Origin of the sequence: Micromonospora sp. NPDC047670 (genome assembly GCF_043204915.1) — a bacterium.
In the GTDB taxonomy this organism is placed as follows: Bacteria; Actinomycetota; Actinomycetes; order Mycobacteriales; family Micromonosporaceae; genus Micromonospora.
Genome location: NZ_JBIDDA010000003.1, coordinates 620,042 through 645,372, shown reverse-complemented (window position 1 = coordinate 645,372; position 25,331 = coordinate 620,042). Strand labels below are relative to the sequence as shown.

The window sequence follows — 25,331 nt, the reverse complement described above, 5'->3', positions numbered from 1 at the left end:
TTTGCGACATCAGCTCGACAGGGCGCGTGCGGCAGGGTTGCTGCCTCCCCGAGTGGCCGGCGGCGCGGGGCGGTGCGGTGCCGGGTGGGTACCGTGACCGGTCATGACGGAGCGGGAGGGCAACGTCCAGGTGGTCCGGCGCTACCTGCGAACCTTCGTCACCAGGGACTTGGCGGAGCTCCGCGCGGTGGTCGGCGAGGACCGCGTCGTGGTCTCGATGGCGCAGACCTACCGGCGGGGCGACACCGGCTGGCCGGCCTCCACGGCCCGCTGCACCGCGCGGTAGATCTGACCGAAGCGCAGCGCGTCGCCGGTGCTCAGCAGCCGCACCGGTTGGCCGCGCCAACGGGCCCAGATCTCCAGTTGCCGGCTGCCCCGCGCGTAGGAGCGGTCGAGGTGCTCGAAGAGGAAGTCGGCGACCGGCCCGACGGCGAGCCCGACCAGCACCGAGGTGCCGACGATCGCGACCGTGACGGTGAGGGAGCGGTCCAGCCGCAGCGCCAGGGCGATGCCGAGCGCGGCGGCCACCAGGGGGCCGGCCAGCGCCGCGCCGATCGCGCCCCGGCCGGCGAGCACCCGCCAGGACCGGCTGCCGCGCTGGTGCCAGACCATGCTGATGTCGGCCAGCCGGAACGTGCGGCCGTCCACGCGCACGGCGGTGGACGTGATCTGCACCGACCTGTCGTCGTAGTAAGTGATCATGGCAGCACTCCCGGTGGCGGGCCTGAGACCACACTACTTACCCCAACGAGGCGGGCCGTAAGGTTGGCTCGCGACTTCGACGAGGAAGTGAGGGTCAGCGTGGGCGAGTTCGTGCGGCTGGAGACCAAGGACGGCATCGGCACCATCCGGCTGGAGCGGCCGCCGATGAACGCGCTGAACACCCAGGTGCAGGAGGAGTTGCGCGCCGCGGCCGCGGCGGCCACCGCCGACCCGGGGGTCCGCGCCGTCATCGTGTACGGCGGGGAGAAGGTCTTCGCCGCCGGCGCGGACATCAAGGAGATGGCCGACATGTCCTACGTGGACATGGCCGACCGGGCCGCCGACCTGTCCAGCGCGCTCGGCGCGATCGCCCGGATCCCCAAGCCGGTCGTCGCCGCGATCACCGGTTACGCCCTCGGCGGCGGCTGTGAGCTGGCGCTGGCCTGCGACTGGCGGGTGGTGGCCGAGGACGCGAAACTCGGCCAGCCGGAGATCAAGCTGGGCATCATCCCGGGCGCGGGCGGCACCCAGCGGCTGGCCCGCCTGGTCGGCCCGGCCCGCGCCAAGGACCTGATCATGTCCGGCCGGATGGTGGACGCCCAGGAGGCGCTGCGGATCGGGCTGGCCGACCGGGTCGCCCCGGCCGCCGAGGTCTACGACACCGCGGTCGAGTTGGTCCGCCCGTACCTCACCGGTCCGGTGCAGGCCCTGCGTGCCGCGAAGCTCGCGGTCGACGGCGGCCTCGACATGGACCTGAACTCCGGCCTCGCGTGGGAGAGCCAGCTCTTCGCGGCGCTCTTCGCCACCGACGACCGGCGCGAGGGCATGGCGGCGTTCGTGGCGAAGCGCAAGCCCGACTTCACCGGCCGCTGACCGGCGGCGCGGGCCGTCGGGGCGCACCCGCCGGCCCGCGCGTCGAGCCGAGAACGGTTCACATTCCGCCTACCGGTGAGTAGCGTGTGACTCCGGTCATGCGGACGAAGGGACAGCGGTGATGACGGAGCGGATCGAAGGTCACGGCGGGGAGCTCGCGCTCGCGGCGCTACGCGCGTACGGGGTGCGGGAGATGTTCACCCTCTCCGGCGGGCACGTCTTCCCGCTCTACGACGCCGCGCACAAGGGCGGCTTCCCCATCTACGACGTCCGGCACGAGCAGTCCGCGGTCTTCGCCGCCGAGGCGGTGGCGAAGCTCCAGCGCCGTCCCGGCCTCGCCGTGCTCACCGCCGGCCCCGGCGTCACCAACGGCATCTCCGGGCTGACCAGCGCCTACTTCAACGCCTCACCGGTGCTGGTGCTCGGTGGGCGGGCCCCGCAGTTCCGCTGGGGCTCGGGCAGCCTCCAGGAGATGGACCACCTGCCGCTGGTCGCCCCGGTCACCAAGCACGCCGAGACGGTGTTCAGTCCCGACGACATCCCGCGCGCGGTGACCTCGGCGCTGACCACCGCGCTCACCCCGCACCGGGGCCCGGTCTTCCTCGACTTCCCCCTGGAGGCGGTCTTCTCCGTCTCCGACGCCGAGCTGCCCGCCCTGCCGGGCATCGCGCCGGTCGAGCCCGACCCGGACGAGATGGCGAAGGCGGCCACCCTGGTCGCCGCCGCGAGCCGTCCGGTGATCATCGCCGGCTCCGACGTCTACGCCGGGGACGCGGTCGACGCCCTGCGGGCGGCCGCCGAGGCGCTACAGGTGCCGGTCTTCGCCAACGGCATGGGTCGGGGTGCGCTGCCGCCGGAGCACCCGCTCGCCTTCGCCAAGGCGCGCCGGACGGCGCTGAAGGGCGCCGACGTGGTCGTGGTGATCGGCACGCCGCTGGACTTCCGGCTCAGCTTCGGCGACTTCGGCGACGCCCAGGTGGTGCACGTCGTCGACGCGCCCAGCCAGCGGGCCGGGCACGTCCAGCCGGCCGCCGCCCCCGCCGGCGACCTCCGGCTGATCCTCACCGCGCTGGCCGACCACCCGGGCGACCGGGCTGACCACGCCGGCTGGATCGCCGAGCTGCGCAGCGCCGAGGACGCCGCGAAGGCGCGCGACGCCGAGGAGATGGCCGCCGAGACCGACCCCATCCGGCCCGCGCGGGTCTACGGCGAGCTGCGCAAGGTGCTGGCCCGCGACGCCATCACCATCGGCGACGGCGGCGACTTCGTCTCCTACGCGGGCAAGTTCCTGGAGCCGGCCCAGCCCGGCACCTGGCTCGACCCGGGCCCGTACGGCTGCCTGGGCACCGGCATGGGCTACGCGATGGGCGCCCGGGTCAGCCACCCCGACCGGCAGATCTGCGTCCTGATGGGCGACGGCGCGGCCGGCTTCTCGCTGATGGACGTGGAGTCCCTCGCCCGGCAGAAGCTGCCGGTGGTGATCGTGGTCGGCAACAACGGCATCTGGGGCCTGGAGAAGCACCCCATGCGCGCCATGTACGGCTACGACGTCGCCGCCGACCTCCAGCCGGAACTCCGCTACGACCAGGTGGTGAGCGCCCTCGGCGGCGCCGGCGAGACGGTCGCGAAGGCCGGCGACCTCGGGCCGGCCCTGCGGCGCGCCTTCGACGCCGGCGTGCCGTACCTGGTCAACGTGCTCACCGACCCGGCCGACGCGTACCCCCGCTCGTCGAACCTGGCCTGAGCCGCCGCCCGCCGCCGGCGGCGGGCTCGTCTTCCGCCGCGGAACGCGTTTCACCAGTAGCTAAATCAGCGGAACGTCCGCTCCTGTCGTCGTAACGTCAGCGCCGGGCTCGGCGAAATGTCAGGATCGCCGGTCCTGGTCCTGGTGCTCGACGGGCGAAACGACAGGAGTTGCGATGGATCACGCCATCCGCGCCGAGGGGCTGGTGCGCCGCTTCGGCGACACCACCGCCCTCGCCGGAGTTGACCTGGCGGTCCCCACCGGTACGGTCTTCGGCCTGCTCGGGCCGAACGGGGCCGGCAAGACCACCACCGTCCGGGTGCTCGCCACCCTGCTGCGCCCCGACGAGGGGCACGCCACGATCGGCGGCTTCGACGTCGTGCGCGACGCCCACCGGGTGCGGCAACTGATCGGGCTGACCGGCCAGTACGCCTCGGTCGACGAGACGCTCACCGGCGCGGAGAACCTGCTGCTCATCGGCCGGCTGCTCGGTTCGCCCCGGGCCGACGCCAAGGCCCGCGCCCGGCAACTGCTCGCCGACTTCCACCTCACCGACGCCGCCGACCGGCCCGCCAAGACCTACTCCGGCGGCATGCGCCGCCGGCTCGACCTCGCCGCCAGCCTGGTCGGCCGTCCGCAGGTGCTCTTTCTCGACGAGCCGACCACCGGCCTCGACCCGCGCAGCCGCAACGAGCTCTGGGAGATCGTGCGCGGCCTCGTCTCCGACGGGGTGACCGTGCTGCTCACCACGCAGTACCTGGAGGAGGCCGACCAGCTCGCCGGCGAGATCGCCGTCGTCGACCACGGCCGGGTCATCGCGCAGGGCACGCCCGAGGAACTGAAGGCCAGGACCGGCGGGCAGGCCCTCGCCGTCCGGCCGGCGGACGCGGCCGACCTGGCCACCGTGGTGGCCATCGCCGGCGAGGCGGCCGACGCCACCCCGGAGGTGACCCAGACCACCGTCACCGTGCCGGTCAGCGATCCGGGCGTGCTGCCCGCCCTGGTGAGCCGCCTCGACGCCGCCCACGTCGCGGTGGCCGAACTGGCCCTGCGCGGCTCCAGCCTCGACGAGGTCTTCCTCCAGCTGACCGGGCACCGCGCCGACGCCGACGCCCCGACCGGGGCCGACCTGGAGAGGACTCCGGCATGACCGCCGCCACCCTGACCGCGCCGGTCGCGCCGGCCCGCCGGCTCGGCCCCGCCGCCGGGCTGCGCCACACCGCCACCCTGGCCTGGCGCAGCCTGGTGCAGATCAAGCACAACCCGATGGAGCTGCTCGACCTGAGCATCCAACCGGTGATGTTCGTGCTGCTCTTCACGTACGTGTTCGGCGGCGCGATCGCCGGCTCGCCGGGGGACTACCTGACCTTCGCGCTGCCGGGCATCATCGTGCAGAACGCCTTCTTCGCCACCATGACCACCGGCTTCGGGCTGAACAACGACCTCACCAAGGGCGTCTTCGACCGCCTGCGGTCGCTGCCCATCGCCCGCTGGGCGCCGCTGGCCGGGCGGATCCTCGCCGACACCGTCAAGCAGGCGTGGTCCGTGTCGCTGCTCGTCGGGGTCGGCATGATCCTCGGCTTCCGGCTGGGCAACGGCCCGCTCGGCCTGCTCGGGGCGTTCGCCCTGCTGCTCGCCTTCTCGCTGGCCGCGTCGTGGATCTCGGTGCTGGTCGGCGTGCTCGTCAACGAGCCGGAGAAGGTGCAGATCTTCGGCTTCATGGTGATCTTCCCGCTCACGTTCACCAGCAACGCGTTCGTGCCGACCGAGACCATGCCCGGCTGGCTCCAGGCCTGGGTCGAGGTCAACCCGGTCACCATCCTGGCCGACGCGCTGCGCGGCCTGCTGGTCGGCGGCCCGGTCGCCGCGCCGGTGCTGCGGTCACTGCTCTGGGCGGCCCTCCTCGCGGCGATCTTCGCCCCGCTCGCCGTGCGTGGGCTGAGGCGTCGCGTGTGACCGGGGGCAGGCCGTCGGCTACACCTCCGGGCGGTCCTCCTCGCGCGGCGGCTCGCCCTCGCGCCGGCGCAGCTCGTCCTCGCGCCGGCGCAGGTCGTCCTCCCAGCGGCGGAACAGTTCCTGGTCCTCCCGCCGGGAGCGCTCGCCGAGCGACTTGAGGAACTCGGGGTCGTCGTCCGGGGCGATCGGGCGGGGCCGCTCGCGGGTCGGCAGGATGCGGTCCCTCGGCGTCCCACCGCGGGGCCGGCCCGGGGTGCGCTCGCGTCCCGCGGCGAACCAGGCGACGGAGCCGAGCAGCGGGAAGAACAGGATGATCAGCACCCAGGCGATCCGGGGCAGGGCCTTGATCTCGCCCTCCTCGGCGGAGAGGCAGCTGATCAGCGCGCAGACGGCGAGGACGATCTGCGCCAGGAAGAGGAGGACATACAGCCGGGCCATGCGTCAATGATGGCGCACCCGGTCCCGTCAACCCAGCCCGCGCGCCGCCAGGACCGCGCCGAACAGCGCGAAGCCGGTGGTGGCGAGCGCGACCAGGGGCAGCGCCCGCCCGCGCACCGGGTCCGGGCCGGCCCCGGTGGCCCGCCGCCAGCAGAGCGCCACCGCCGCGCCCCAGCCGAGCACGGCGCCCCCGGCGACCAGCGCGCCGAGCGTCCCGCCGGCGGGGGCGGTGGTGAGCGCCAGCCGCACGGTCAGCACCATGACCACGGTGAGCGCCAGCGCCGTGCGCCGCCAGGCCAGCCGGGTCCGCTCGGGTTGCAGCCCGGGGTCGCGCGCCGGGCGGTCCCGCGGCGTCCGCCGCGCGCCGGCGCTCACCCGCCGCCGATCGCCCGCGCCAGCACCGCCACCACCAGCAACAGCGCGCCGAGGCCGACGGCGAGGGCGAGCACCGCCGGGAAGCGGGAGGCGGGCAGCTCCTCGCCGAGGCGGATGGCCCGCTCCGTACGCGCCCAGTGGTCGACCGCCCGGACGGCCACCGTCCCGCCGAGCAGCAGCAGCGCGATGGCGATCACCTCGCGCAGGTGGGCCAGCGGCAGCGGCGGCAGGAACTGGGCGGCGGCGAGCCCACCCCCCACCAGCGCCAGCCCGGTACGCAGCCAGGCCAGGAAGGTGCGCTCGTTGGCCAGCGAGAAGCGGTAGTCGGGGGTGCTGCCGACCGAGCGCAGTTCGCGCGGGTCGAACCATCGCCTGATCGCCTGCCACACGGGCCGATTATCCGCTTCCGGCCGGTCGTAGCCTGTAGCGGTGACGGATCTTGACACGACGACGCTGCGCACGACGTACGACAACCAGTTGCGGGCGCGGGTGCCCGACCCGCTGCCGGCCGGGGTGACGGTGGACCGCGACGGCCCGCTGGTGCGCATCCTCGGCCTCGACCACGGCGGCTTCCTCACCTACCGCCACCTCGAGGGGCTGACCGGCGCGGCACTGGACGCGCTGATCGCCCGCCAGGTGGACTTCTTCCGCGCCCGCGGCGAGTCGGTGGAGTGGAAGCTGCACGGCCACGACGAGCCGGCGGACCTGCCGGAGCGGCTGCGCGCCGCCGGGTTCGTGCCGGAGGAGCGGGAGACCGTCGTGATCGGCCCGGTCGCGCCGCTCGCGGCCGCGCTCCCGGTCGTTCCGGAGGGCGTACGCCTGCGCGAGGTGACCGCCCGCGCGGACCTGGACCGGATCGTGGCGATGGAGGAGGCGGTCTGGAACGCCGACCGGAGCCACCTGGCCACCGGGCTGGCGAAGGAGATCGCGGCCGACCCGCAGTCGATCACGGTGGTGGTGGCCGAGGCGGGCGACGAGGTGGTGAGTGCGGGCTGGGTGCGCTACGTCCCGGGGACCGGGTTCGCCACGCTGTGGGGCGGCTCGACGCTCGCCCCGTGGCGCCGCCGGGGCATCTACCGGGCGCTGGTCACCTACCGGGCCCGCCTCGCCGCGCAGCGCGACCGGACGCTGCTGCAGGTGGACACCTCCGACGACAGCCGGCCGATCCTCCAGCGGCTCGGCCTCGTCCCGGTCACGACCACCACCCCGTACGTCTACACTCCGTGATCATGGAGCAGCGGTTGACGGCCGAGGAGCGGCTGACCCTGAAGACGGGCGCGTTCGGGGCGGTCTTCCTGGTGGCCAACGCCGACCCGGGAATGGTGGCCCTGTTCCGGGAGAGCTTCGCCGCCTCCGGGGCGATGGCCGACTCGAGCGGGGTGGTGAAGGAGGCGCTGACCAACGGGCCGCTGCCGAAGCTGCCGCGGGCCTCGGCGCCGGAGATCGAGGCGGTGGTGCTGCCGGCGCTCGGCCGCTCCGTCGAGATCCTGCGCGAGAAGTCGCCCCGGGACGTGGCGACCTACCGCGACGTGGTGCTCGCCGCCGCCGAGCGGGTGGCCCGGGCGCACCGCGGGGTGGTGCCGGCCGAGGCGGCGGCGATCGAGCGGATCAGGGCCGCGTTGGCTCAGCCGGCGTGAGCCGGTCCGCCGTCGTGGGGGTGCGCCGGGACGGCGACCAGAGCGCCCGGACGGCGGCTCGGACGCACCGTTCACGGAGGCGCCCGCACGCGCACCGGTGCGCCTCCGGTCGCGCCCCGCGACAGGGGCGCCGCGGCGGATCGTGCGGCGCGACGGCGGCAGAATCTGGCATTTTGCGACACCTCCTGATTTGTCAGATTACCGCCCGGCCGGCCCGCGGTGACCTGTGTCACCCTGAGGTCGCCGGAGGTCGATGCTACTGGCAGGTAACATTGCGCCCGTGGGCAACTGCACAGCGGCCCGCGGTTGACCGATCGTTAAGTCACGCGGGAGGCTGCGCCCCAGACCGGGCGAGCGATCGCAACACCAACAGGAGGGTCGTCGAAGCGCGATGAACATCGTCGTACTCGTCAAGCAGGTGCCCGATTCGGGCGCGGACCGCAACCTGCGCACTGACGACAACACCGTCGACCGCGGTTCGGCGAACAACGTCATCAACGAGATGGACGAGTACGCCATCGAGGAGGCGTTGAAGATCAAGGAGGCCCACGGGGGCGAGGTCACCGTCCTGACCATGGGTCCGGACCGGGCGACCGAGTCGATCCGCAAGGCGCTCTCCATGGGCCCCGACAAGGCCGTGCACGTCGTGGACGACGCCCTGCACGGGTCCTGCGCCGTGGCCACCTCGAAGGTGCTCGCCGCCGCGCTCGGCCAGCTGAACGCCGACCTGGTGCTCTGCGGCGCCGAGTCGACCGACGGCCGGGTGCAGGTGATGCCGCACATGATCGCCGAGCGGCTGGGCGTGGCGGCGCTGACCGGCGCCCGCAAGCTCACCGTCGACGGCTCGACCCTGACCGTCGAGCGGCAGACCGAGGAGGGCTACGAGGTGGTCACCGCCGCCACCCCCGCCGTCGTCTCCGTCTGGGACACCATCAACGAGCCGCGCTACCCGTCCTTCAAGGGCATCATGGCCGCGAAGAAGAAGCCGGTGCAGACGCTCTCCCTGGGTGACCTCGGCGTCGCCCCGGCCGAGGTGGGCTTCGAGGGCGCGACGAGCGCCGTGCTCGAGCACACCAAGCGCCCGCCGCGCTCCGGCGGCGCGAAGATCACCGACGAGGGCGACGGCGGCGTCAAGCTGGTCGAGTTCCTCGCCACCGAGAAGTTCGTGTGAGGGGTCTGGACATGTCTGAGGTTCTCGTCGTCGTCGAAGCCACCCGGGAATTCGGCGTCAAGAAGGTCACCCTGGAGATGCTCACCCTCGCCCGCGAGCTGGGCACCGCGAGCGCGGTCGTGCTCGGCGGCGCCGGCGCGGCGGAGGCGCTGAGCGCCAAGCTGGGCGAGTACGGCGCGGAGAAGATCTACGCCGCCGAGGGTGACGAGATCGACGGCTACCTGGTGGCGCCCAAGGCCACCGTCGTGGCCGAGCTGGTCAAGCGGGTGCAGCCGGCGGCCGTGCTGCTCGCCTCGTCGCAGGAGGGCAAGGAGATCGCCGCCCGCCTGGCCGTCAAGCTGGACAACGGCATCCTGACCGACGTGGTCGACCTGGCGGCCGACGGCACCGCCACCCAGGTGGCCTTCGCCGGCTCCACCATCGTCAAGTCCAAGGTCACCCGCGGCCTGCCGCTGGTCACCGTCCGGCCGAACTCGGTCAACCCGACCCCGGCGGCGGCCACCCCGGCCGTCGAGCAGCTCACCGTCGCGGTCACGGACGCCGACAAGCTGGCGAAGGTCGTCGACCGGGTCGCCGAGCAGAAGGGCTCGCGCCCCGAGCTGACCGAGGCAGGCGTGGTCGTCTCCGGCGGTCGCGGCGTCGGCAACGCCGACAACTTCAAGCTGGTCGAGGAGCTGGCCGACCTGCTCGGCGGCGCCGTCGGCGCGTCCCGCGCGGCGGTCGACTCCGGCTTCTACCCGCACCAGTTCCAGGTGGGCCAGACCGGCAAGACCGTCTCCCCGCAGCTCTACGTCGCGCTCGGCATCTCCGGTGCCATCCAGCACCGGGCCGGCATGCAGACCTCGAAGACCATCGTCGCGGTCAACAAGGACGGCGAGGCGCCGATCTTCGAGCTGGCCGACTTCGGCGTGGTGGGCGACCTGTTCAAGGTCGTCCCGCAGGCCGCGGAGGAGATCCGCAAGCGCAAGTGAGCTGACGCTCGCCCGAACGGGGGCCGGGAACCGCGCGACGGTTCCCGGCCCCCGCCGCGTCTCGCGGGTTTCCGGCTCCCGCCGCGTCCGCGCCGGGCGGCCGGAGCGGTCGCGTGGGGAGCTGATCGGCGGGCCGGGGAGCTGAGCCGGCCCGCCGATCAGCCCGTCAGGGCGCCCCTCAGCAGGCTCGTGCCGGAGTGGGCGGTGTCGTTGTCGTACGCCTCGGCGGAGACGTCGACAACTGAGTATGCCTGAAGGTCGACGTTCGGTGGCAACGGCAGCAGCTCGTCCTGCTCGTCGCCGAGCACACCGACCGAGAACATCTCCAGGTTGCGCGGGTTGATGAGCCAGACCTCGTAGTACCCCACGACGTCCGGGAGATTCGTCACGCGCAGGTGCAGCCTGCCGTCGTCGAACACCCGGGCCTCGCCGTTGGGCGTCCGGCGGCGTCGAGCCGTACGCCGCCAGCGGGGGAGCGGGCGTTTCCGGCGGGTCGGTACGGCGGGCGGGAAGGCGGCGCTGCCGTCCTCGCGGTTGGCCGGCGCACTCCGGCGTCCGCCCCGTGCGGGGACGGTCGTTAGGCTGAACCGTGATGGCATACCTGGATCACGCGGCGACCACTCCGATGCTCGACGAGGCACTGGAGGCGTACGTCGCCACCGCCCGCGAGGTGGGCAACGCGTCCTCGCTGCACGCGGCGGGTCGCCGTGCCCGCCGGCGGGTGGAGGAGTCGCGGGAGCGGGTCGCCGCCGCGCTGGGCGCCCGGCCCTCCGAGGTCGTCTTCACCGGCGGCGGGACCGAGAGCGACAACCTCGCGGTCAAGGGCATCTTCTGGGCCCGCCGGGAGGCCGACGCCCGGCGGGCGCGGGTGGTCTCCAGTGCCGTCGAGCACCACGCCGTGCTCGACGCGGTGGACTGGCTGGCCGATCACGAGGGGGCGGGGGTGGGCTGGCTCTCCGTCGACGCCGCCGGCCGGCTCAGCCCCGACGAGCTGCGCGCCGAGCTGGCCGCGCACGGCGACCGGGTCGCGGTGGTGACCGCGATGTGGGCCAACAACGAGGTGGGCACCGTGCAGCCGGTCGCCGAGTTGGCCGCCGTCGCCGCCGAGCACGGGGTGCCGTTCCACACCGACGCGATCCAGGCGGTCGGGCAGGTGCCGGTCGACTTCGCCGCGAGCGGGGTCGCCGCGCTGACGGTGACCGGGCACAAGCTCGGCGGGCCGACCGGGGTGGGCGCGCTGGTGCTGGCCCGCGACGTGCCCGCCACCCCGCTGCTGCACGGCGGCGGCCAGGAGCGCGACGTGCGCTCCGGCACCCTCGACACCGCCGGCATCGTCGCCTTCGCCGTCGCCGTGGAGGCGGCGGTCAAGGGCCAGCAGGAGTACGCGGCCCGCGTCGCCGCGCTCCGCGACGACCTGGTCGAGCGGGTCCGGCGCGCGGTGCCCGAGGTGGTCTTCAACGGCGACCCGACCGACCGGCTGCCGGGCAACGCGCACTTCTCCTTCCCCGGCTGCGAGGGCGACGCCCTGCTGCTCCTGCTGGACGCCCAGGGCATCGCCTGCTCGACCGGTTCGGCCTGCTCCGCAGGGGTGGCCCAGCCCTCGCACGTGCTGCTGGCCATGGGCGCGGACGACGACCGGGCCCGCTCGTCGCTGCGCTTCACCCTCGGGCACACCAGCACCTCCGCCGACATCGACGCCCTCGTCGCCGCGCTCCCGGCCACCGTCGACCGCGCCCGCCGCGCCGCCGCCCTTCGCACCCCCCGCTGACCCCCCTCCTCCCTCGCCCCGCTCCGGCCCGCGATCTTGCACTTTCGGCCCCTCGATCGCGGCATTGGCGCCAGTTGTCGGGGCGGCAAGTGCAAGATCGCCGAAGCCGCCGGGACGGTCGTGCGGGGTGTGGGGTGGGGGTGCGGGGCGGCGCGGTGGGGCGCGTGAGGTGGGTCGCAGGGAGCGGGGTGGGCGGGGAGGTCGGGTGGGGGCGGGGCGCGGATAGGCTCGGTGGGATGAAGGGAGTGGGCCGGTGAGGGTGTTGGCGGCGATGTCCGGTGGGGTCGACTCCGCCGTGGCGGCGGCGCGGGCCGTGGAGGCGGGGCACGACGTGACCGGCGTGCACCTGGCGCTGGCCCGCAACCCGCAGACGTACCGGACGGGCGCGCGCGGCTGCTGCACGCTGGAGGACTCCCGCGACGCCCGGCGGGCCGCCGACGTGATCGGCATCCCGTTCTACGTCTGGGACATGGCCGACCGGTTCCACGAAGACGTGGTCGACGACTTCGTCGCCGAGTACGCGGCCGGCCGTACGCCGAACCCCTGCCTGCGCTGCAACGAGAAGATCAAGTTCGCCGCGGTGCTGGACCGGGCCGTGGCCCTGGGCTTCGACGCCGTGGTCACCGGCCATCACGCCCGGCTCGGCGCCGACGGGCTGCTGCGCCGCAGCGTCGACGAGGCCAAGGACCAGTCGTACGTGCTCGCGGTGCTCACCCGCGAGCAGCTGGACCGGTCCATCTTCCCGCTCGGCGACTCGACGAAGGCACAGGTCCGCGAGGAGGCGGCCCGGCGGGGGCTGGCGGTGGCCGACAAGCCCGACTCGCACGACATCTGCTTCATCGCCGACGGCGACACCCGCGGCTTCCTGGCCCAGCGGCTCGGCGAGTCCCCCGGCGACGTGGTGGACGCGACCACCGGGGCCGTGGTGGGCAGCCACAGCGGCGCGTACGCGTACACCGTCGGGCAGCGGCGCGGCCTGCACCTGGACCGCCCGGCGCCGGACGGGCGCCCACGGTACGTGCTCTCGATCACGCCGAAGACCAACACGGTGACGGTCGGCCCGGCCGAGGCGCTGGAGGTCTCCCGGGTGCGCGCCGAGCGTCCGGTGTGGACGGGCGGGCCGAGGCCGGACGCGCCGCTGGAGTGCGAGGTGCAGCTACGCGCGCACGGCGACGTGGTGCCGGCGACCGTCGAGCTGACCGCCGACGGTCTCCGCGCCGAGCTGCGCCGCCCGGTGCGCGGGGTCGCCGCCGGCCAGGCGATCGTCGCCTACCGGCCGGATCCGGCCGGCGACGTCGTGCTCGGCTCCGCCACCATCGCCGGCTGAGCGGTCCGACCGCCCGGCGGCCGGATAGTCTTCGGCCGTGACAGATCAGGCGTGGCCCTGGCCGGCCGGCGCGGCGACCGGCATCGGTTCGCTTCCCGGCACCGACATCGCGGAGGCGCAGCGGATCGCCCTCGGCGAGCTTCCCGCGCTGCCCCACCTGCCGGAACTGCCGGCCCGGGGTCCCGGCGCCGACCTGATCGGCCGGACCGCCGGCCTGCTGGTCGAGCTGCCGGTGGAGCTGTACGCCGCCCGTTGGCGGATCGCGCCGCGCCCGGGGCGGGACCTGCGCCGCGCCCGCGACCTGATGGAACGCGATCTCGATCAGCTCGCCGAGCAGGCCGAGGAGTACGCCGGACCGGTCAAGATCCAGGCCGGCGGCCCGCTCACCCTGGCCGCCTCCCTGGAACTGCCGATCGGGGGTCGGATGCTGCGCGACCCCGGCGCGGTCCGGGACCTCACCGCCTCGCTCGCCGACGGGCTCCGGGCGCACGTCGCGGCGGTCGCCCGCCGGCTGCCGCGGGCCACCGTGCTGCTCCAGCTCGACGAGCCGTCGCTGCCGACGGTGCTCGCCGGACGGGTGCCCACCGAGAGCGGGCTCGGCGCGTACCGCGCCGTGGAGCCGGGCGTCGCCGCGTCGCTGCTGCGCACGGTCGTCGAGGCGGCCGGAGCGCCGACCCTGGTGCACTGCTGCGCGCCGGACGTGCCGCTGGAGCTGATCCGCTCGACCGGCGCCGTCGGTGTGGCTCTCGACCTCGGCCTCGTCACCGACCTGGACCCGCTGGGCGAGGCGATCGACGCCGGGCTCGGCCTGCTCGCCGGCGCCGCGCCGACCCGGCCGCCGGCCGCCGGTCGCGCGCCCACCTCGGCCGAGGTCGCCGACCGGGTACGCCAGCTCTGGGACCGCCTCGGTTTCCCGCGCCGGCAACTGGCCGAGCAGGTCGTGGTCACCCCGGCCTGCGGCCTCGCCAACGCCACCGGACAGTACGCCCGCGCGGTGCTCGCCGCCTGCCGGGACGCCGGGCGGCGGCTCGCCGAGGGCTGAGGTTTCCCGTCGTACGGGCGGGGCAGGATGGTCGGCATGATTGGACAGCTGCGCACCGTGGTCATCGACTGCCCCGACCCCCGGGCACTGGCCGACTTCTACGCCGAGCTGCTGGGCCTCTCGCTGGATGCCGACGCCAGCGACGACGGCTGGGTGGTCATCTCCGGCTCCGGGCACCGGCTCGCCTTCCAGAAGGCGCTCGACCTGCGCCCGCCGGCGTGGCCCGACCCGGAGCGCCCCCAGCAGTTCCACCTCGACGTGCAGGTCGAGGACGTCGAGGTGGCCGAGAAGCGGGTGCTGGCCCTCGGCGCCCGACGGTTGCCGGGGCAGGGCGACGACTTCCGGGTCTACGCCGACCCCGCCGGCCACCCGTTCTGCCTGGTCTTCTCCGACTGAGCCGCCCGCCGGCCGCCGGGACGTCCGGCAGGAGAGCCTCCCCCAGCCGCCCAGCCGCCCAGCCGCCCAGCCGCCCAACCGCCCAACCGCCCAACCGCCCGCCGGGGACGTCCGGCACGAGAGCCCACCCCGGTGAAGACCGGTGCGGGCGCCGCGGTGGTGCGGGTTGCGGTCGGGCGGCATGATCGCGGGAATGATCGACACCTCGCTCCGGCGGGCCGCCGGCTCCCTCTTCGGCCTCGCCTACGGTGACGCGCTGGGCAAGCCGACCGAGTTCCTGACCGTCGCCGAGATCGTCCGTCGCTACGGCCCGGCCGGGCCACGCGAACTCGACGGCGATCCCGCACCGGTGACCGACGACACCCAGATGGCGCTGGCCGTCGGCTGGGCGCTGCACGACGCCCCGGCGCTGACGCCCGAGGTCGTCGAGCCGCTGCTGCGGCGACGCTTCCTCGACTGGGCGACCAGCCCCGAGAACAACCGGGCGCCGGGCATGACCTGCCTGCGGGCCTGCGCCGAACTGGGGCGTGGCGTCCGCTGGCAGGAGGCGACGGTGGCCGGCTCCAAGGGCTGCGGGGCCAACATGCGGGTCACCCCGGTCGGCCTGGTCGACGTCGACCTGGACACCCTCGCCGGGCTGGCCCAGCTCCAGGCGGGGCTCACCCACGGGCACCCGACCGGCCTGGCGGCCAGCGAGCTGACCGCGTACGCCGTGCGGCTGCTGCGCACCGGGGCGGCGCTGGCGGAGCTGCCCCGGCTGCTGGCGGACCGGGCCCGCGAGCAGCGGCGGGTCTACCGCGCCGACTGGCTCGGTGACCTCTGGCAGCGCCCGGGCGTGGACACCCCGCACGACTTCATCGCCCGGGGCTGGGACGAGTGCCTGGCGGTCCTCGGTCGCCTCGACGCCGCGCTCGCCGGCCCGGACGACGGCGGCGACCCGTGCCGGCACACCGGCGAGGGCTGGATCGCCGAGGAGGCGCTGGCCACCGCCCTGTTCTGCGCGATCCGGCACGCCGACGACCCGGTTGCCGCGCTGGCCCGGGGCGCCACCACCGCCGGCGACTCCGACTCGATCGCCGCGCTGGCGGGGGCCTTCGTCGGCGCGGCCCTGGGCATGCCGGCCTGGCCCGCCGCCTGGTCCACCCGCATCGAGTACGCCGACCAGCTCGGCACCCTCGCCCGGGCCTGGGACTGACCGGCGCCCGCCCGGACGGGTGTCCCCGGCCGGCGATCCGACCCCGCCGCCCTTGCGCGCGAGCGGCGGGTCGGTGTCCCCGGCCGGCTCGCGGCGCTCCCTGTCGTGCGGGCGCCGGCGGGTCAGGCGCCGGGGAGGTGGGGGAGGCGGCGGATGCGCCGCCACAGGGCGGGGTCGCAGGCCCCGGCGCGGCGGGAGAAGTCCGTCAGCGGGACCCGGACCGGCTCGGCCAGGTCGACGAAGCTGTCGTGGTCCGCGTCGGGGTCCCACTCCCGGGTCGGGATGCGCACGTGGTCGTCCCGGGCGCTCTTGTCCTGGCTGGTGATCTTCAAGACGTCGGCGCCCCGGGCGTCGGCCCGCAGCACCAGGCAGGGCCGCACCTTCGAGCCGGTGCCGTCGGCGTACGGGACGTCGGCCCACCAGACCTCGCCCGGGCGCGGCCCGTCGGCGGGCGCCCGCTCGCCGGCCCGCGGCCGGGGCGGCGCGGTGGACCGGCCCGGGCCGCCCGGAGGCGCCGTGCCGCGGCCGGGCCGGGTGCGCGGGCGCTCCGGTCGGCGCACCGTGCCGCCACGGGCACCGCGCCGCCACTCGCTCCACGTCCAGCCGGCCGCCACGGCCAGTACGACCGCCGCCGCCCAGAGCAGCCATTCGGGCATCCGTACCCCCGCCTCGCCAGTGGGTGCGGCGCGGACGCCGCGGGCCTCGACGGCGCGGCCGGCACCCGGCCCCGCCCCGCCGTCCGGCGATCCTCGCACGTCGGAGGCCCCGCCGCCGCTCGGGCGCGGCGGGTGGCCGGCGGAGTGTCCCACCGGCCCGATACGGTGCCGGGGTAGCGGAATCACGGGAGGTCGCACGGTGTCCGAGGAACCCACCCCTCAGCAGGTCACTCCGGCGCAGGAGGCGGCGGCCGGCGCCGAGCCGACCCCGGAGGCGCGGGAGCGGCACGCCACGCTCAGTCAGGAGCTGACGGAGCACCAGTACCGCTACTACGTGCTGGACGCGCCGACCATCTCCGACGGCGAGTTCGACCGGCAGCTGCGGGAGCTGGAGGCGCTGGAGGAGCAGTTCCCCGCGCTGCGTACCCCCGAGTCGCCGACCCAGCGGGTCGGCGGCACGTTCTCCACCGACTTCACCCCGGTCGCCCACGCCGAGCGGATGTTCTCGCTGGACAACGCCTTCGCCGACGAGGAGCTGGCGGCCTGGGCCGAGCGGGTCGAGCGCGACGCGGGCGGGCCGGTGCCCTACCTCTGCGAGCTGAAGGTCGACGGGCTCGCCATCAACCTCACCTACGAGCGCGGGCGGCTGGTCCGGGCGGCGACCCGAGGCGACGGCCGCACCGGCGAGGACGTCACCGCCAACGTGCGCAGCATCCGCGACGTGCCGGGCCGGCTGACCCCGTCGGCGGAGTTCCCCGACGTGCCGGAGTTCGTCGAGGTCCGCGGCGAGATCTACTTCCCGGTGGCCGCATTCGCCGACCTCAACGCGGGGCTGGTCGAGCAGGGCAAGGCCCCCTTCGCCAACCCGCGCAACGCCGCCGCCGGCAGCCTGCGCCAGAAGGACCCGCGGATCACCGCGTCCCGCCCGCTGCGGCTGGTGGTGCACGGCATCGGCGCCCGCCGCGGCTTCCAGCCGACGGCGCAGTCCGAGTCCTACGCGGCCCTCAAGGCGTGGGGGCTGCCGACCAGCGACCGCTGGCGGGTGGTGCCCGACCTGGCCGGCGTCGCGGAGTTCATCGCCTACTACGCCGAGCACCGCCACGACGTCGAGCACGAGATCGACGGCGTGGTGGTCAAGGTGGACCCGGTCGCCATCCAGGGCCGGCTCGGCTCGACCAGCCGGGCGCCGCGCTGGGCGATCGCCTTCAAGTACCCGCCCGAGGAGGTGACCACCAAGCTGCTCGACATCGACGTCGAGGTCGGACGCACCGGCCGGGTCACCCCCCGGGCCCTGCTCCAGCCGGTGAAGGTGGCCGGCTCCACCGTCGCGTACGCCACCCTGCACAACGCCCGGGAGGTCGAGCGCAAGGGCGTGCTGATCGGCGACACGGTGGTGCTGCGCAAGGCGGGCGACGTGATCCCGGAGGTGCTCGGCCCGGTGGTCGACCTGCGCCCCGCCGACGCCCGGCCGTTCGTCATGCCCACCACCTGCCCGGCCTGCGGCTCGCCGCTGGCGCCGGCCAAGGAGGGCGACGTCGACATCCGCTGCCCCAATTCCCGCACCTGCCCCGGTCAGCTGCGGGAACGGGTCTTCCACCTCGCCGGCCGCAAGGTGTTCGACATCGAGGCGCTCGGCTACAAGAGCGCCGCGGCGCTGCTCGACGCCCAGATCATCACCGACGAGGGCGACCTGTTCGCCCTCGACGCCGACCAGCTCGCCCGCTCCCCGTTCTTCGTCAACAAGGACGGCAGCCTCGGCAGCAACGCCACCAAGCTGCTGGACAACCTCGTCGTGGCCAAGGAACGCGACCTGTGGCGGGTGCTGGTGGGGCTCTCCATCCGGCACGTCGGGCCGACGGCCGCGCAGGCGCTCGCCCGGCACTTCCGCTCCGTCGAGGCGATCGACAAGGCCAGCGAGGAGGAGCTCTCCTCGGCCGACGGGGTGGGGCCGACGATCGCGGCGAGCATCCGGGAGTGGTTCGCCGTCGACTGGCACCGCGAGGTGGTCCGCAAGTGGGCCGAGGCCGGCGTACGGATGGCCGAGGAGGCGGTCGACGAGGGGCCGCGCCCGCTGGAGGGGGTCACCGTGGTGGTGACCGGGACGCTCGCCGGGTTCAGCCGCGACCAGGCCGCCGAGGCGATCCAGAGCCGGGGCGGCAAGGTCAGCGGCTCGGTCTCCAAGAAGACCTCCTTCGTCGTGGTGGGCGACAACCCCGGCTCCAAGGCGGACAAGGCGGCCAGCCTCAAGCTCCCCGTCCTCGACGAGGAGGGATTCCGGGTGCTGCTCGACGCGGGTCCGGACGCGGCCCGGGAAACCGCCCGCACCGAAGCCTGACGACCGGCCGAGCGGGTGACCGACCCGAGGGGGTGACCGACCCGACCGTGGCGCCGACCCGGGCGGGAGCCCGGTCCGGACGTGGGAGTCGGCGGCGCCGCCGGGAGAGGCTTGCGGGGGAGTGGCCCGGATACCAACTTAATTACGACTACGACCGATTCGCGACTGTCGTGTCGGGCATTGCGCCATGGAGGGCGTTTCATTGACGGCACGGCGTGCCAGTGGGTCACGCCCTCGTGGACCGAGCCCTCGGGAGGTGTGATGGAGGCCGCCGACCTGCGAAACTCCGTTCCGCCCGGCCGGGGGCGGCCCTTCTTCGCCTTCGTCTGGTCGGTCGTCGCGCTGGCCGTGCTGCTCAACGTACGCCCGCTGCTCGCCCTGCCGGCCGAGCTGCCGGAGCTGCCGGCGGCGTTCTGGGTGATGGCGGCTCTCGCCGTCGGCTGCGACGCGCGCCCGTTCGTGCCGCCCGGGCGCCGGCAGACCTCGGCGGTCTTCCCGTCCACCTGCTTCACCTTCGCGATCCTGCTCGGCTGGGGGTTGGGCCCGGCGGTCGCCGTGCAGGCGGTGGCCGTCGTCGTCTCCGGCTGGCGGATGGGGCACGCCCCCTGGCGGACCGCCTTCAACGCCGGCCAGTACGCCTGCGCCCTGGCCGCCGCGTACGCCGTCACCTGGCTCGGGCCCGGCGGCATCTTCGACGGCGGCCCGCTGGGCTGGACGGACGTGGCCGCGGTGGGCGGCGCGACGGTGGCCTGGTTCGCCGTCAACTACGCGCTGGTCAGCGCGGCCGTCCGGCTGCGCTTCGGCGACCGCTGGTGGCCCAGCCTGCGGCAGGGGCTGGGCTTCGAGCTGCTGTCCACCGGCTCGCTGCTGCTCCTCGCCCCGGTGCTGGTCGCCGCGGCGCGGGCCAGCGCGGCGCTGATCCCGCTGGTGCTGGTGCCGCTGTTCGCCGTCTACCGGATGGCCCGGCTCAGCCTGGAGCAGCAGCAGCTCGCCTCCCTGGACCCGCTCACCGGCCTGCCGAACCGCAAGGCGCTGCTGGCCGAGGTCGGCGAGCAGGTGCACCTGCACGCCGAACGGGCGGCCCGCGGCGAACCGGGTGCCCACCTGGCGCTGCTCCTGATCGACCTCGACCGGTTCAAGAACGTCAACGACGCCCTCGGGCACGCGGTGGGCGACCGGCTGCTGGTCGAGGTGAGCGCGCGGCTGACCACGGTCGTCGGCGACGACATGGTGGCCCGGCTGGGCGGCGACGAGTTCGCCATCGTGATGACCGGGCTGACCGAGGCCGGCGAGGCCCGGGATGCCGCCGACCGGGTGGTCCGCGCCCTGGCCGAACCGGTGTCGCTGGACGGGCTGCCGCTCGACGTGGGCGGCTCCATCGGCATCGCGATCTTCCCGGAGCACGGCGAGGACTTCGCGACCCTGATGCGCCACGCCGACGTGGCGATGTACGACGCCAAGCACCGCAACGACACCGTGGCGGTCTACGCGGCCGAGTCCGACCACAACTCGGCCGAGCGGCTCGGCCTCCTCGCGGACCTGCGCCGGGTGCTGGAGTCGGGCCGCCGGCCCGGCGCCCCGGCCCGGGCGGGCGTCGCCGGCGCGCCGGCGACGGGCGCGGGGACCGCGCCGAACGCGGCCGGCCCGTCGGCGACGGACGCCGGGACCCCGCCGGGCGTGGCAGGCCCGGCGCGGGCGGACGCGGCCGGCGCACCCCTGGGGGACGGCGCGGTCGCCCGCGAGGGGTTGTCGGGAGCGGGCGCCGGGGCCGTGGCGGGCATGGGCGGCGCCGCCGTGGCGGGCGAGCAGACCGTGGCGGCCGTGACGGGACTGGAGGCCCCGGGGAGCCTGCCGGGGGGCGCGCGGGCCGGCGGCACCCGGGGCGGGGACGGTGCCGAACTCCCGGCAGACCCCGCGGCCCTGCGTCCCGACGCCGGATCCGGCCGCTGGCGGTTGCGCCGCCGCCGGCAGCGGAGCGAACCGCCGCACGCCGACGAGTTGATCAACCAGATCGTCACGGCCGCCGACCCGATCCGCCGCCGGGCGGCGGCGTACCCCGAGGCCGGCCCGGACCGGGGCGACGGCCCCGGCCGCCGCGACCGCCTGGGGCCGCCCGGCGGGGAGGCCGGCACGGGCGTACGCCGGCAGGGCACGGCGGGCGACGGCGTGGGCGGTCGCCGCGGCGACCGCGACCCGGCGGTGCGGCGGGCCGCCCGGCAGGACGCGCCACGGCGGCGGGGCGCGGACCCCGAGCCGACCCGCCGGCGCGGCGCGGACCCGGACCCGGCCGCCGACGTGGGCGAGATCACGATGTACTACCAGCCGCAGGTCGCCATCGCGACGGGCGAGGTGGTCGGCGTGGAGGCGCTGCTGCGCTGGCGGCATCCCCGCCGGGGCATGGTCGACCCGGAGGAGTTGATCCGGGTCGCCGAGCAGAGCGCGGTCATGCGGCTGCTGACCCGGCGGGTGGTGGACGACGTGGTGGAACAGCTCGCCAGGTGGTCGGCCGCCGGGATCGGCCTGCCGGCGGCGCTCAACGTCAGCGTGCGGGACCTGCACACCGGCGAGATCGCCGACCAGATCGCCGACCGCCTCGCCCGGCACGGCGTGCCGCCGCAGCGGCTGCAACTGGAGATCACCGAGGGCGCCCTGATGGCCGACCCCCGCCGCGTGCTGGCCACCATCACCCGGCTGCACCGCATCGGGGTGGGCATCGCGCTGGACGACTTCGGCACCGGGTACTCCTCCCTGCAACACCTGCGCCGGTTGCCGCTGTCCGAGGTGAAGGTGGATCGCTCCTTCGTGCTGGGGATGGCCGAGGACGCCGACGACGCCGCGATCGTGAAGTCGACGATCGAGTTGGCCAAGGCGCTCGGGCTGCGGGTGGTCGCCGAGGGCGTGGAGGACGAGCGCACCTGGCGAATGCTGTACGCCGCCGGCTGCGACGCCGCGCAGGGCTGGTTCTACGCCCGGCCGATGCCGGCCGAGGAACTCGTCGCCTGGCTGGCCCGCTACCGCCCGGTCCGCCCGACGCCCACCCCGGACGCCGAGATCCCCCGCCGGCACGCCCGCTGAGCCCACCACCCCGTCCGTCGGGTCCGCACCGTCGGCCGGGACCGCCCCCGGCGTGCCGGCCGCGCGGTGCGGGGTGACCGGCGGAGGCCCCGGCGCGCCGCGCCCGGAGGGGGAGTCGGGGACGCGCCGCCGGGACGGAACAATAGACTCGCTCCGGTCACCGCGCGTCACGCATAACCGCCCGCGCGGGCGGCACCCGGCCCGACCAGCAGCACCGTCACGAAGGGGGCACCGATGGCCGCCATCTCCCGCGAGGAGGTCGCGCACCTGGCGCGACTGTCGCGGCTCGCCGTCACGGAGGAGGAGCTGGACACCTTCGCCGGCCAGCTCGACGTGATCCTCCAGGCGGTCGCGCAGGTCGGCGAGGTCGCCGCGGCGGACATCCCGCCGACCTCGCACTCGGTGCCGCTGACCAACGTCCTGCGCGACGACGTCGTGGTGCCCGGCCTGACCCCGGAGGAGGCGCTGTCGGGCGCGCCCGACGCCGAGGAGCAGCGGTTCCGCGTACCGCGGATCCTGGATGAGGATGTGGCGTCATGACCCAGACCGACCTGACCAGACTGACCGCGACGGAGATCGCGGGGCTCGTCGCCGCCGGCGAGACCTCCGCCGTCGAGGTCACCCAGGCGCACCTGGACCGGATCGCCGCGGTCGACGACCGGGTGAACGCGTTCCTGCACGTCGACGGCGAGGGCGCGCTCGCGGCCGCCCGCGAGGTGGACGCCCGCCGCGCCGCCGGCGAGGAGCTGGGCCCGCTGGCCGGCGTGCCGGTCGCGGTGAAGGACGTGCTGACCACCAAGGGCGTGCCGACGACCGTCGGGTCGAAGATCCTTCAGGGCTGGCGCCCGCCGTACGACTCGACGATCGTGCGGCGGCTGCGCGAGGCCGGCACGGTGATGCTCGGCAAGACCAACATGGACGAGTTCGCGATGGGCTCCTCCACGGAGTACTCGGCGTACGGGCCGACGCACAACCCGTGGGACCTGAGCCGCATCCCGGGCGGCTCGGGCGGGGGCAGCGCCGCGGCGCTGGCCGCGTACGAGGCGCCGCTGGCGATCGGCTCCGACACCGGCGGCTCGATCCGCCAGCCGGGCGCGGTCACCGGCACGGTCGGCGCGAAGCCCACCTACGGCGGCACCTCCCGCTACGGCCTGGTGGCGTTCTCCTCCTCGCTGGACACCCCCGGCCCGTGCGCCCGCACGGTGCTGGACGCCGCGCTGCTGCACGAGGTGATCGGCGGGCACGACCCGCGCGACTCCACCTCGATCCCGCAGCCGGTGCCGGACGTGGTGGCCGCCGCGAGGCGGGGCGCGACCGGTGACCTGACCGGCGTGCGGCTCGGCATCGTCAGCGAGTTCACCGGCGAGGGGGCCGAGCCGGGCGTGCTGGCCGCGTTCCGGGAGTCGGTCGACACGCTGACCAAGCTGGGCGCCGAGATCGTCGAGGTGTCCTGCCCGAACTTCAAGTACGCGCTGCCCGCGTACTACCTGATCGCCCCGAGCGAGTGCTCCTCCAACCTGGCCCGGTTCGACGGCGTCCGGTTCGGCCTGCGGGTCGGCGACGACGGCAACCGGTCGCTGGAGGAGGTCATGTCGCTGACCCGGGAGGCCGGCTTCGGCCCCGAGGTCAAGCGGCGCATCATGATCGGCACGTACGCGCTCTCGTCGGGCTACTACGACGCCTACTACGGGCAGGCGCAGAAGGTGCGCACGCTGATCAGCCGCGACTTCGCCGCCGCGTTCGAGCGGGTCGACGCGCTGATCTCGCCGACCACCCCGTTCGTGGCGTTCCCGATCGGGGCGCGCACCGCCGACCCGTACCAGATGTACCTGGCCGATCTGTTCACCATCCCGACCAACCTGTACGGCGGCCCCGGCATCTCGGTGCCGTGCGGGCTCTCGGACGGGCTGCCGGTCGGTCTGCAGGTCATGGCCCCGACGATGGCCGACGACCGGATGTACCGGGTCGCCGCCGCGCTGGAGAGCGCCGTCGGCACGTTCACCCCACCGGCACTGTGAGGCAGGAGCTCAGATGACGACGACACTGCCCGCGTACGACGAGGTCGTCGCGCGCTACGAACCGGTGATCGGCCTGGAGACCCACGTCGAGCTGGGCACGAACACCAAGATGTTCTGCGGCTGCCCGACGGACTTCGGCGGCGCGCCGAACACCCGGGTCTGCCCGGTCTGCCTGGGCCTGCCCGGCTCGCTGCCGGTGGCCAACAAGGCGGCCATCGAGGCGACCATCCGGATCGGTCTGGCGCTGAACTGCTCGATCGCCGAGTGGTGCCGGTTCGCCCGGAAGAACTACTTCTACCCGGACATGCCGAAGAACTTCCAGATCAGCCAGTACGACGAGCCGCTCTGCGTCGACGGCTACCTGGACGTCGAGGTGAACGGGGAGCTGGTGCGGATCGGCATCGAGCGGGTGCACCTGGAGGAGGACACCGGCAAGACGCTGCACGTCGGCGGCGCCACCGGCCGCATCCACGGCGCGACCGAGTCGCTGGTCGACTACAACCGGGCCGGCATCCCGCTGGTGGAGATCGTCACCAAGCCGGTCGCCGGCACCGGCGCGCTCGCGCCGGAGGTGGCCCGCGCGTACGTCACCGAGCTGCGCGACGTGATCCGCTCCCTGGGCGTCTCCGACGTGCGGATGGAGGAGGGGTCGCTGCGCTGCGACGTCAACACCTCCCTCAACCTGCCCGGCCAGGAGTGGGGCACCCGCACCGAGACCAAGAACGTCAACTCGTTGCGCTCGGTCGAGCGGGCGGTCCGGTCGGAGATCATCCGGCAGGCGTCCGTGCTCGACGCGGGCGGCCGGATCACGCAGGAGACCCGGCACTTCCACGAGGACACCGGCGACACCACGCCGGGCCGGTCCAAGGAGACCGCGACCGACTACCGGTACTTCCCGGAGCCGGACCTGGTGCCGCTCGCGCCGGACACCGCCTGGGTCGCCGAGCTGAAGGCCGCCCTGCCCGAGCTGCCCCGGCTGCACCGGCGCCGCCTCCAGGAGCAGTGGGGCCTGTCGGAGGCGGACATGCAGTCGGTGCTCAACGCCGGCGCGGTCGAGCTGATCGAGCGGACCGTGGCCGCCGGCGCCTCCCCGGCCGCCGCCCGCAAGTGGTGGCTGGGCGAGCTGTCCCGGCGGGCCAACGAGACCGGCGTGGAACTGGCCGACGTCGGGGCCACCCCGGCGCAGGTCGCCGAGCTGCAGGGCCTGGTCGACGCCGGCAAGCTCAACGACAAGCTGGCCCGCACCGTCCTGGAGGGTGTGGTGGCCGGCGAGGGCTCGCCGACCGAGATCATGACCAACCGGGGCCTGGAGGTCGTCTCCGACACCGGCGCGCTCACCGCCGCCGTCGACGAGGCGATCGCCGCCAACCCGGGCATCGCCGAGAAGGTGCGCAGCGGCAAGGTCGCCGCGGCCGGCGCGCTGGTCGGCGCGGTCATGAAGACCACGCGCGGCCAGGCCGACGCGAAGACCGTCCGCGAGCTGATCCTGGAGCGCCTCGGCGCCCAGGGCTGACCCCCCCGCCGGCCGGTGTGATCACGAGGTCGGCGGCAGTCCTCGATCTCCGACTGCCGCCGACCTCGTGGTCGATCCACGCGGGCCGGCACAGCGCCACCCCCCACCCCTCGCGAGGCGTCAACGGCGACGCCTGGAT

General features: G+C 74.8%; 25 protein-coding genes. 19 read left to right on the top strand and 6 right to left on the bottom strand.

The window, feature by feature from the left end:
• Nucleotides 1-103 precede the first annotated feature (103 nt).
• A complete protein-coding gene (locus ACGF7U_RS10915) occupies nt 104-286 on the top strand; it encodes a hypothetical protein (RefSeq protein ID WP_393105208.1) in 183 nt (60 codons plus the stop codon).
• On the opposite strand, the gene ACGF7U_RS10910 is transcribed toward ACGF7U_RS10915, so the two are convergent.
• Nucleotides 229-702 (bottom strand): DUF6232 family protein, encoded by a 474-nt coding sequence (locus tag ACGF7U_RS10910; RefSeq protein ID WP_393105206.1) that lies wholly within the window; start codon nt 700-702, stop codon nt 229-231. The two genes, ACGF7U_RS10915 and ACGF7U_RS10910, sit on opposite strands and share 58 nt — an antisense overlap.
• Before the next feature lie 99 nt (nt 703-801).
• Here ACGF7U_RS10910 and ACGF7U_RS10905 point away from each other — a divergent pair, with 99 nt between their 5' ends.
• The 4 genes from ACGF7U_RS10905 (at nt 802) to ACGF7U_RS10890 (ending at nt 5,275) form a co-directional block, all read left to right on the top strand.
• Entirely contained in the window at nt 802-1,575 is a 774-nt protein-coding gene (locus tag ACGF7U_RS10905; protein ID WP_334608695.1) for an enoyl-CoA hydratase-related protein, read from the top strand.
• Nucleotides 1,576-1,696: 121 nt separating this feature from the next.
• Nucleotides 1,697-3,319: an acetolactate synthase gene (locus tag ACGF7U_RS10900; protein ID WP_393105204.1), complete on the top strand. Its 1,623-nt coding sequence runs from the start codon at nt 1,697-1,699 to the stop codon at nt 3,317-3,319.
• A 175-nt stretch (nt 3,320-3,494) separates the two neighbouring features.
• Nucleotides 3,495-4,469: an ATP-binding cassette domain-containing protein gene (locus ACGF7U_RS10895; protein ID WP_393105202.1), complete on the top strand. Its 975-nt coding sequence runs from the start codon at nt 3,495-3,497 to the stop codon at nt 4,467-4,469.
• Entirely contained in the window at nt 4,466-5,275 is an 810-nt protein-coding gene (locus ACGF7U_RS10890) for an ABC transporter permease (protein WP_393105200.1), read from the top strand. Before ACGF7U_RS10895 ends, ACGF7U_RS10890 begins: the two co-directional genes overlap by 4 nt.
• A gap of 18 nt (nt 5,276-5,293) precedes the next feature.
• On the opposite strand, the gene ACGF7U_RS10885 is transcribed toward ACGF7U_RS10890, so the two are convergent.
• Genes ACGF7U_RS10885 through ACGF7U_RS10875 form a run of 3 tightly spaced genes read right to left on the bottom strand, consistent with a single transcriptional unit; the run spans nt 5,294 to nt 6,477 of the window.
• Nucleotides 5,294-5,713 (bottom strand): PLD nuclease N-terminal domain-containing protein, encoded by a 420-nt coding sequence (locus tag ACGF7U_RS10885; RefSeq protein WP_393105198.1) that lies wholly within the window; start codon nt 5,711-5,713, stop codon nt 5,294-5,296.
• A gap of 27 nt (nt 5,714-5,740) precedes the next feature.
• On the bottom strand, nt 5,741-6,088 hold the full coding sequence (locus tag ACGF7U_RS10880) for a DUF202 domain-containing protein (protein WP_393105196.1): 348 nt from the start codon (nt 6,086-6,088) through the stop codon (nt 5,741-5,743).
• A complete protein-coding gene (locus tag ACGF7U_RS10875) occupies nt 6,085-6,477 on the bottom strand; it encodes a YidH family protein (protein WP_393105194.1) in 393 nt (130 codons plus the stop codon). The genes ACGF7U_RS10880 and ACGF7U_RS10875 overlap by 4 nt, the downstream gene beginning before the upstream one ends.
• 40 nt (nt 6,478-6,517) lie before the next feature.
• Between ACGF7U_RS10875 and ACGF7U_RS10870 the strand changes: the two genes are divergently transcribed.
• The 4 genes from ACGF7U_RS10870 (at nt 6,518) to ACGF7U_RS10855 (ending at nt 9,867) form a co-directional block, all read left to right on the top strand.
• Nucleotides 6,518-7,315 (top strand): GNAT family N-acetyltransferase, encoded by a 798-nt coding sequence (locus ACGF7U_RS10870; protein ID WP_393105192.1) that lies wholly within the window; start codon nt 6,518-6,520, stop codon nt 7,313-7,315.
• A gap of 2 nt (nt 7,316-7,317) precedes the next feature.
• Nucleotides 7,318-7,725, top strand: a complete 408-nt coding sequence (locus tag ACGF7U_RS10865) for a hypothetical protein (protein ID WP_393105190.1) — start codon at nt 7,318-7,320, stop codon at nt 7,723-7,725.
• 391 nt (nt 7,726-8,116) lie between these two features.
• Entirely contained in the window at nt 8,117-8,896 is a 780-nt protein-coding gene (locus ACGF7U_RS10860; protein WP_350682331.1) for an electron transfer flavoprotein subunit beta/FixA family protein, read from the top strand.
• 11 nt (nt 8,897-8,907) lie between these two features.
• Nucleotides 8,908-9,867 (top strand): electron transfer flavoprotein subunit alpha/FixB family protein, encoded by a 960-nt coding sequence (locus ACGF7U_RS10855; protein ID WP_393105188.1) that lies wholly within the window; start codon nt 8,908-8,910, stop codon nt 9,865-9,867.
• 158 nt (nt 9,868-10,025) lie between these two features.
• On the opposite strand, the gene ACGF7U_RS10850 is transcribed toward ACGF7U_RS10855, so the two are convergent.
• Nucleotides 10,026-10,256, bottom strand: coding sequence for an anti-sigma factor (locus ACGF7U_RS10850; RefSeq protein WP_393105186.1), 231 nt, complete (start codon nt 10,254-10,256; stop codon nt 10,026-10,028).
• 203 nt (nt 10,257-10,459) lie between these two features.
• On the opposite strand from ACGF7U_RS10850, the gene ACGF7U_RS10845 reads away from it, so the two are divergent.
• The 5 genes from ACGF7U_RS10845 (at nt 10,460) to ACGF7U_RS10825 (ending at nt 15,595) form a co-directional block, all read left to right on the top strand.
• Entirely contained in the window at nt 10,460-11,635 is a 1,176-nt protein-coding gene (locus tag ACGF7U_RS10845; protein WP_393105184.1) for a cysteine desulfurase family protein, read from the top strand.
• A 253-nt stretch (nt 11,636-11,888) separates the two neighbouring features.
• Nucleotides 11,889-12,962 (top strand): tRNA 2-thiouridine(34) synthase MnmA, encoded by a 1,074-nt coding sequence (gene mnmA, locus ACGF7U_RS10840; protein ID WP_393105182.1) that lies wholly within the window; start codon nt 11,889-11,891, stop codon nt 12,960-12,962.
• Nucleotides 12,963-12,999: 37 nt separating this feature from the next.
• Nucleotides 13,000-14,004 carry a methionine synthase gene (locus tag ACGF7U_RS10835; protein ID WP_393105180.1) on the top strand — a complete coding sequence of 335 codons (1,005 nt, stop codon included), beginning with the start codon at nt 13,000-13,002 and terminating at the stop codon, nt 14,002-14,004.
• Nucleotides 14,005-14,040: 36 nt separating this feature from the next.
• Nucleotides 14,041-14,400, top strand: a complete 360-nt coding sequence (locus tag ACGF7U_RS10830; RefSeq protein ID WP_393105178.1) for a VOC family protein — start codon at nt 14,041-14,043, stop codon at nt 14,398-14,400.
• Nucleotides 14,401-14,593: 193 nt separating this feature from the next.
• Nucleotides 14,594-15,595 carry an ADP-ribosylglycohydrolase family protein gene (locus tag ACGF7U_RS10825; RefSeq protein ID WP_393105176.1) on the top strand — a complete coding sequence of 334 codons (1,002 nt, stop codon included), beginning with the start codon at nt 14,594-14,596 and terminating at the stop codon, nt 15,593-15,595.
• Nucleotides 15,596-15,717: 122 nt separating this feature from the next.
• On the opposite strand, the gene ACGF7U_RS10820 is transcribed toward ACGF7U_RS10825, so the two are convergent.
• Entirely contained in the window at nt 15,718-16,251 is a 534-nt protein-coding gene (locus ACGF7U_RS10820; protein WP_393105174.1) for a type II toxin-antitoxin system PemK/MazF family toxin, read from the bottom strand.
• 199 nt (nt 16,252-16,450) lie between these two features.
• Here ACGF7U_RS10820 and ligA point away from each other — a divergent pair, with 199 nt between their 5' ends.
• The 5 genes from ligA to gatB all read left to right on the top strand — a co-directional run bounded on the left by ligA (nt 16,451) and on the right by gatB (nt 25,192).
• Nucleotides 16,451-18,586, top strand: coding sequence for an NAD-dependent DNA ligase LigA (gene ligA / locus ACGF7U_RS10815; protein ID WP_393105172.1), 2,136 nt, complete (start codon nt 16,451-16,453; stop codon nt 18,584-18,586).
• Between the two features lie 261 nt (nt 18,587-18,847).
• Nucleotides 18,848-21,661 carry an EAL domain-containing protein gene (locus ACGF7U_RS10810; RefSeq protein WP_393105170.1) on the top strand — a complete coding sequence of 938 codons (2,814 nt, stop codon included), beginning with the start codon at nt 18,848-18,850 and terminating at the stop codon, nt 21,659-21,661.
• 234 nt (nt 21,662-21,895) lie between these two features.
• Complete coding sequence (gene gatC / locus ACGF7U_RS10805) at nt 21,896-22,201, top strand: Asp-tRNA(Asn)/Glu-tRNA(Gln) amidotransferase subunit GatC (protein ID WP_091096942.1); 306 nt, start codon at nt 21,896-21,898, stop codon at nt 22,199-22,201.
• Nucleotides 22,198-23,679 (top strand): Asp-tRNA(Asn)/Glu-tRNA(Gln) amidotransferase subunit GatA, encoded by a 1,482-nt coding sequence (gene gatA, locus ACGF7U_RS10800; RefSeq protein ID WP_393105168.1) that lies wholly within the window; start codon nt 22,198-22,200, stop codon nt 23,677-23,679. Before gatC ends, gatA begins: the two co-directional genes overlap by 4 nt.
• 13 nt (nt 23,680-23,692) lie before the next feature.
• The gene (gene gatB, locus ACGF7U_RS10795) at nt 23,693-25,192 is read left to right on the top strand and encodes an Asp-tRNA(Asn)/Glu-tRNA(Gln) amidotransferase subunit GatB (RefSeq protein ID WP_393105166.1); all 1,500 of its coding nucleotides are present in this window, start codon (nt 23,693-23,695) and stop codon (nt 25,190-25,192) included.
• Nucleotides 25,193-25,331: the final 139 nt, after the last annotated feature.

What these genes read in the sequence shown, in the direction of transcription:
- ACGF7U_RS10860 (WP_350682331.1), top strand. Translation starts at nt 8,117, where the DNA reads ATGAACATCGTCGTACTCGTCAAGCAGGTGCCCGATTCGGGCGCGGAC.
- ACGF7U_RS10865 (WP_393105190.1), top strand. Translation starts at nt 7,318, where the DNA reads ATGGAGCAGCGGTTGACGGCCGAGGAGCGGCTGACCCTGAAGACGGGC.
- ACGF7U_RS10890 (WP_393105200.1), top strand. Translation starts at nt 4,466, where the DNA reads ATGACCGCCGCCACCCTGACCGCGCCGGTCGCGCCGGCCCGCCGGCTC.
- gatA (WP_393105168.1), top strand. Translation starts at nt 22,198, where the DNA reads ATGACCCAGACCGACCTGACCAGACTGACCGCGACGGAGATCGCGGGG.
- ACGF7U_RS10820 (WP_393105174.1), bottom strand. Translation starts at nt 16,251, where the DNA reads ATGCCCGAATGGCTGCTCTGGGCGGCGGCGGTCGTACTGGCCGTGGCG.
- ACGF7U_RS10910 (WP_393105206.1), bottom strand. Translation starts at nt 702, where the DNA reads ATGATCACTTACTACGACGACAGGTCGGTGCAGATCACGTCCACCGCC.
- ACGF7U_RS10915 (WP_393105208.1), top strand. Translation starts at nt 104, where the DNA reads ATGACGGAGCGGGAGGGCAACGTCCAGGTGGTCCGGCGCTACCTGCGA.
- ACGF7U_RS10900 (WP_393105204.1), top strand. Translation starts at nt 1,697, where the DNA reads ATGACGGAGCGGATCGAAGGTCACGGCGGGGAGCTCGCGCTCGCGGCG.
- ACGF7U_RS10830 (WP_393105178.1), top strand. Translation starts at nt 14,041, where the DNA reads ATGATTGGACAGCTGCGCACCGTGGTCATCGACTGCCCCGACCCCCGG.
- ACGF7U_RS10895 (WP_393105202.1), top strand. Translation starts at nt 3,495, where the DNA reads ATGGATCACGCCATCCGCGCCGAGGGGCTGGTGCGCCGCTTCGGCGAC.
- ACGF7U_RS10825 (WP_393105176.1), top strand. Translation starts at nt 14,594, where the DNA reads ATGATCGACACCTCGCTCCGGCGGGCCGCCGGCTCCCTCTTCGGCCTC.
- ACGF7U_RS10885 (WP_393105198.1), bottom strand. Translation starts at nt 5,713, where the DNA reads ATGGCCCGGCTGTATGTCCTCCTCTTCCTGGCGCAGATCGTCCTCGCC.
- ACGF7U_RS10810 (WP_393105170.1), top strand. Translation starts at nt 18,848, where the DNA reads ATGGAGGCCGCCGACCTGCGAAACTCCGTTCCGCCCGGCCGGGGGCGG.
- gatC (WP_091096942.1), top strand. Translation starts at nt 21,896, where the DNA reads ATGGCCGCCATCTCCCGCGAGGAGGTCGCGCACCTGGCGCGACTGTCG.
- ACGF7U_RS10845 (WP_393105184.1), top strand. Translation starts at nt 10,460, where the DNA reads ATGGCATACCTGGATCACGCGGCGACCACTCCGATGCTCGACGAGGCA.
- gatB (WP_393105166.1), top strand. Translation starts at nt 23,693, where the DNA reads ATGACGACGACACTGCCCGCGTACGACGAGGTCGTCGCGCGCTACGAA.
- ACGF7U_RS10855 (WP_393105188.1), top strand. Translation starts at nt 8,908, where the DNA reads ATGTCTGAGGTTCTCGTCGTCGTCGAAGCCACCCGGGAATTCGGCGTC.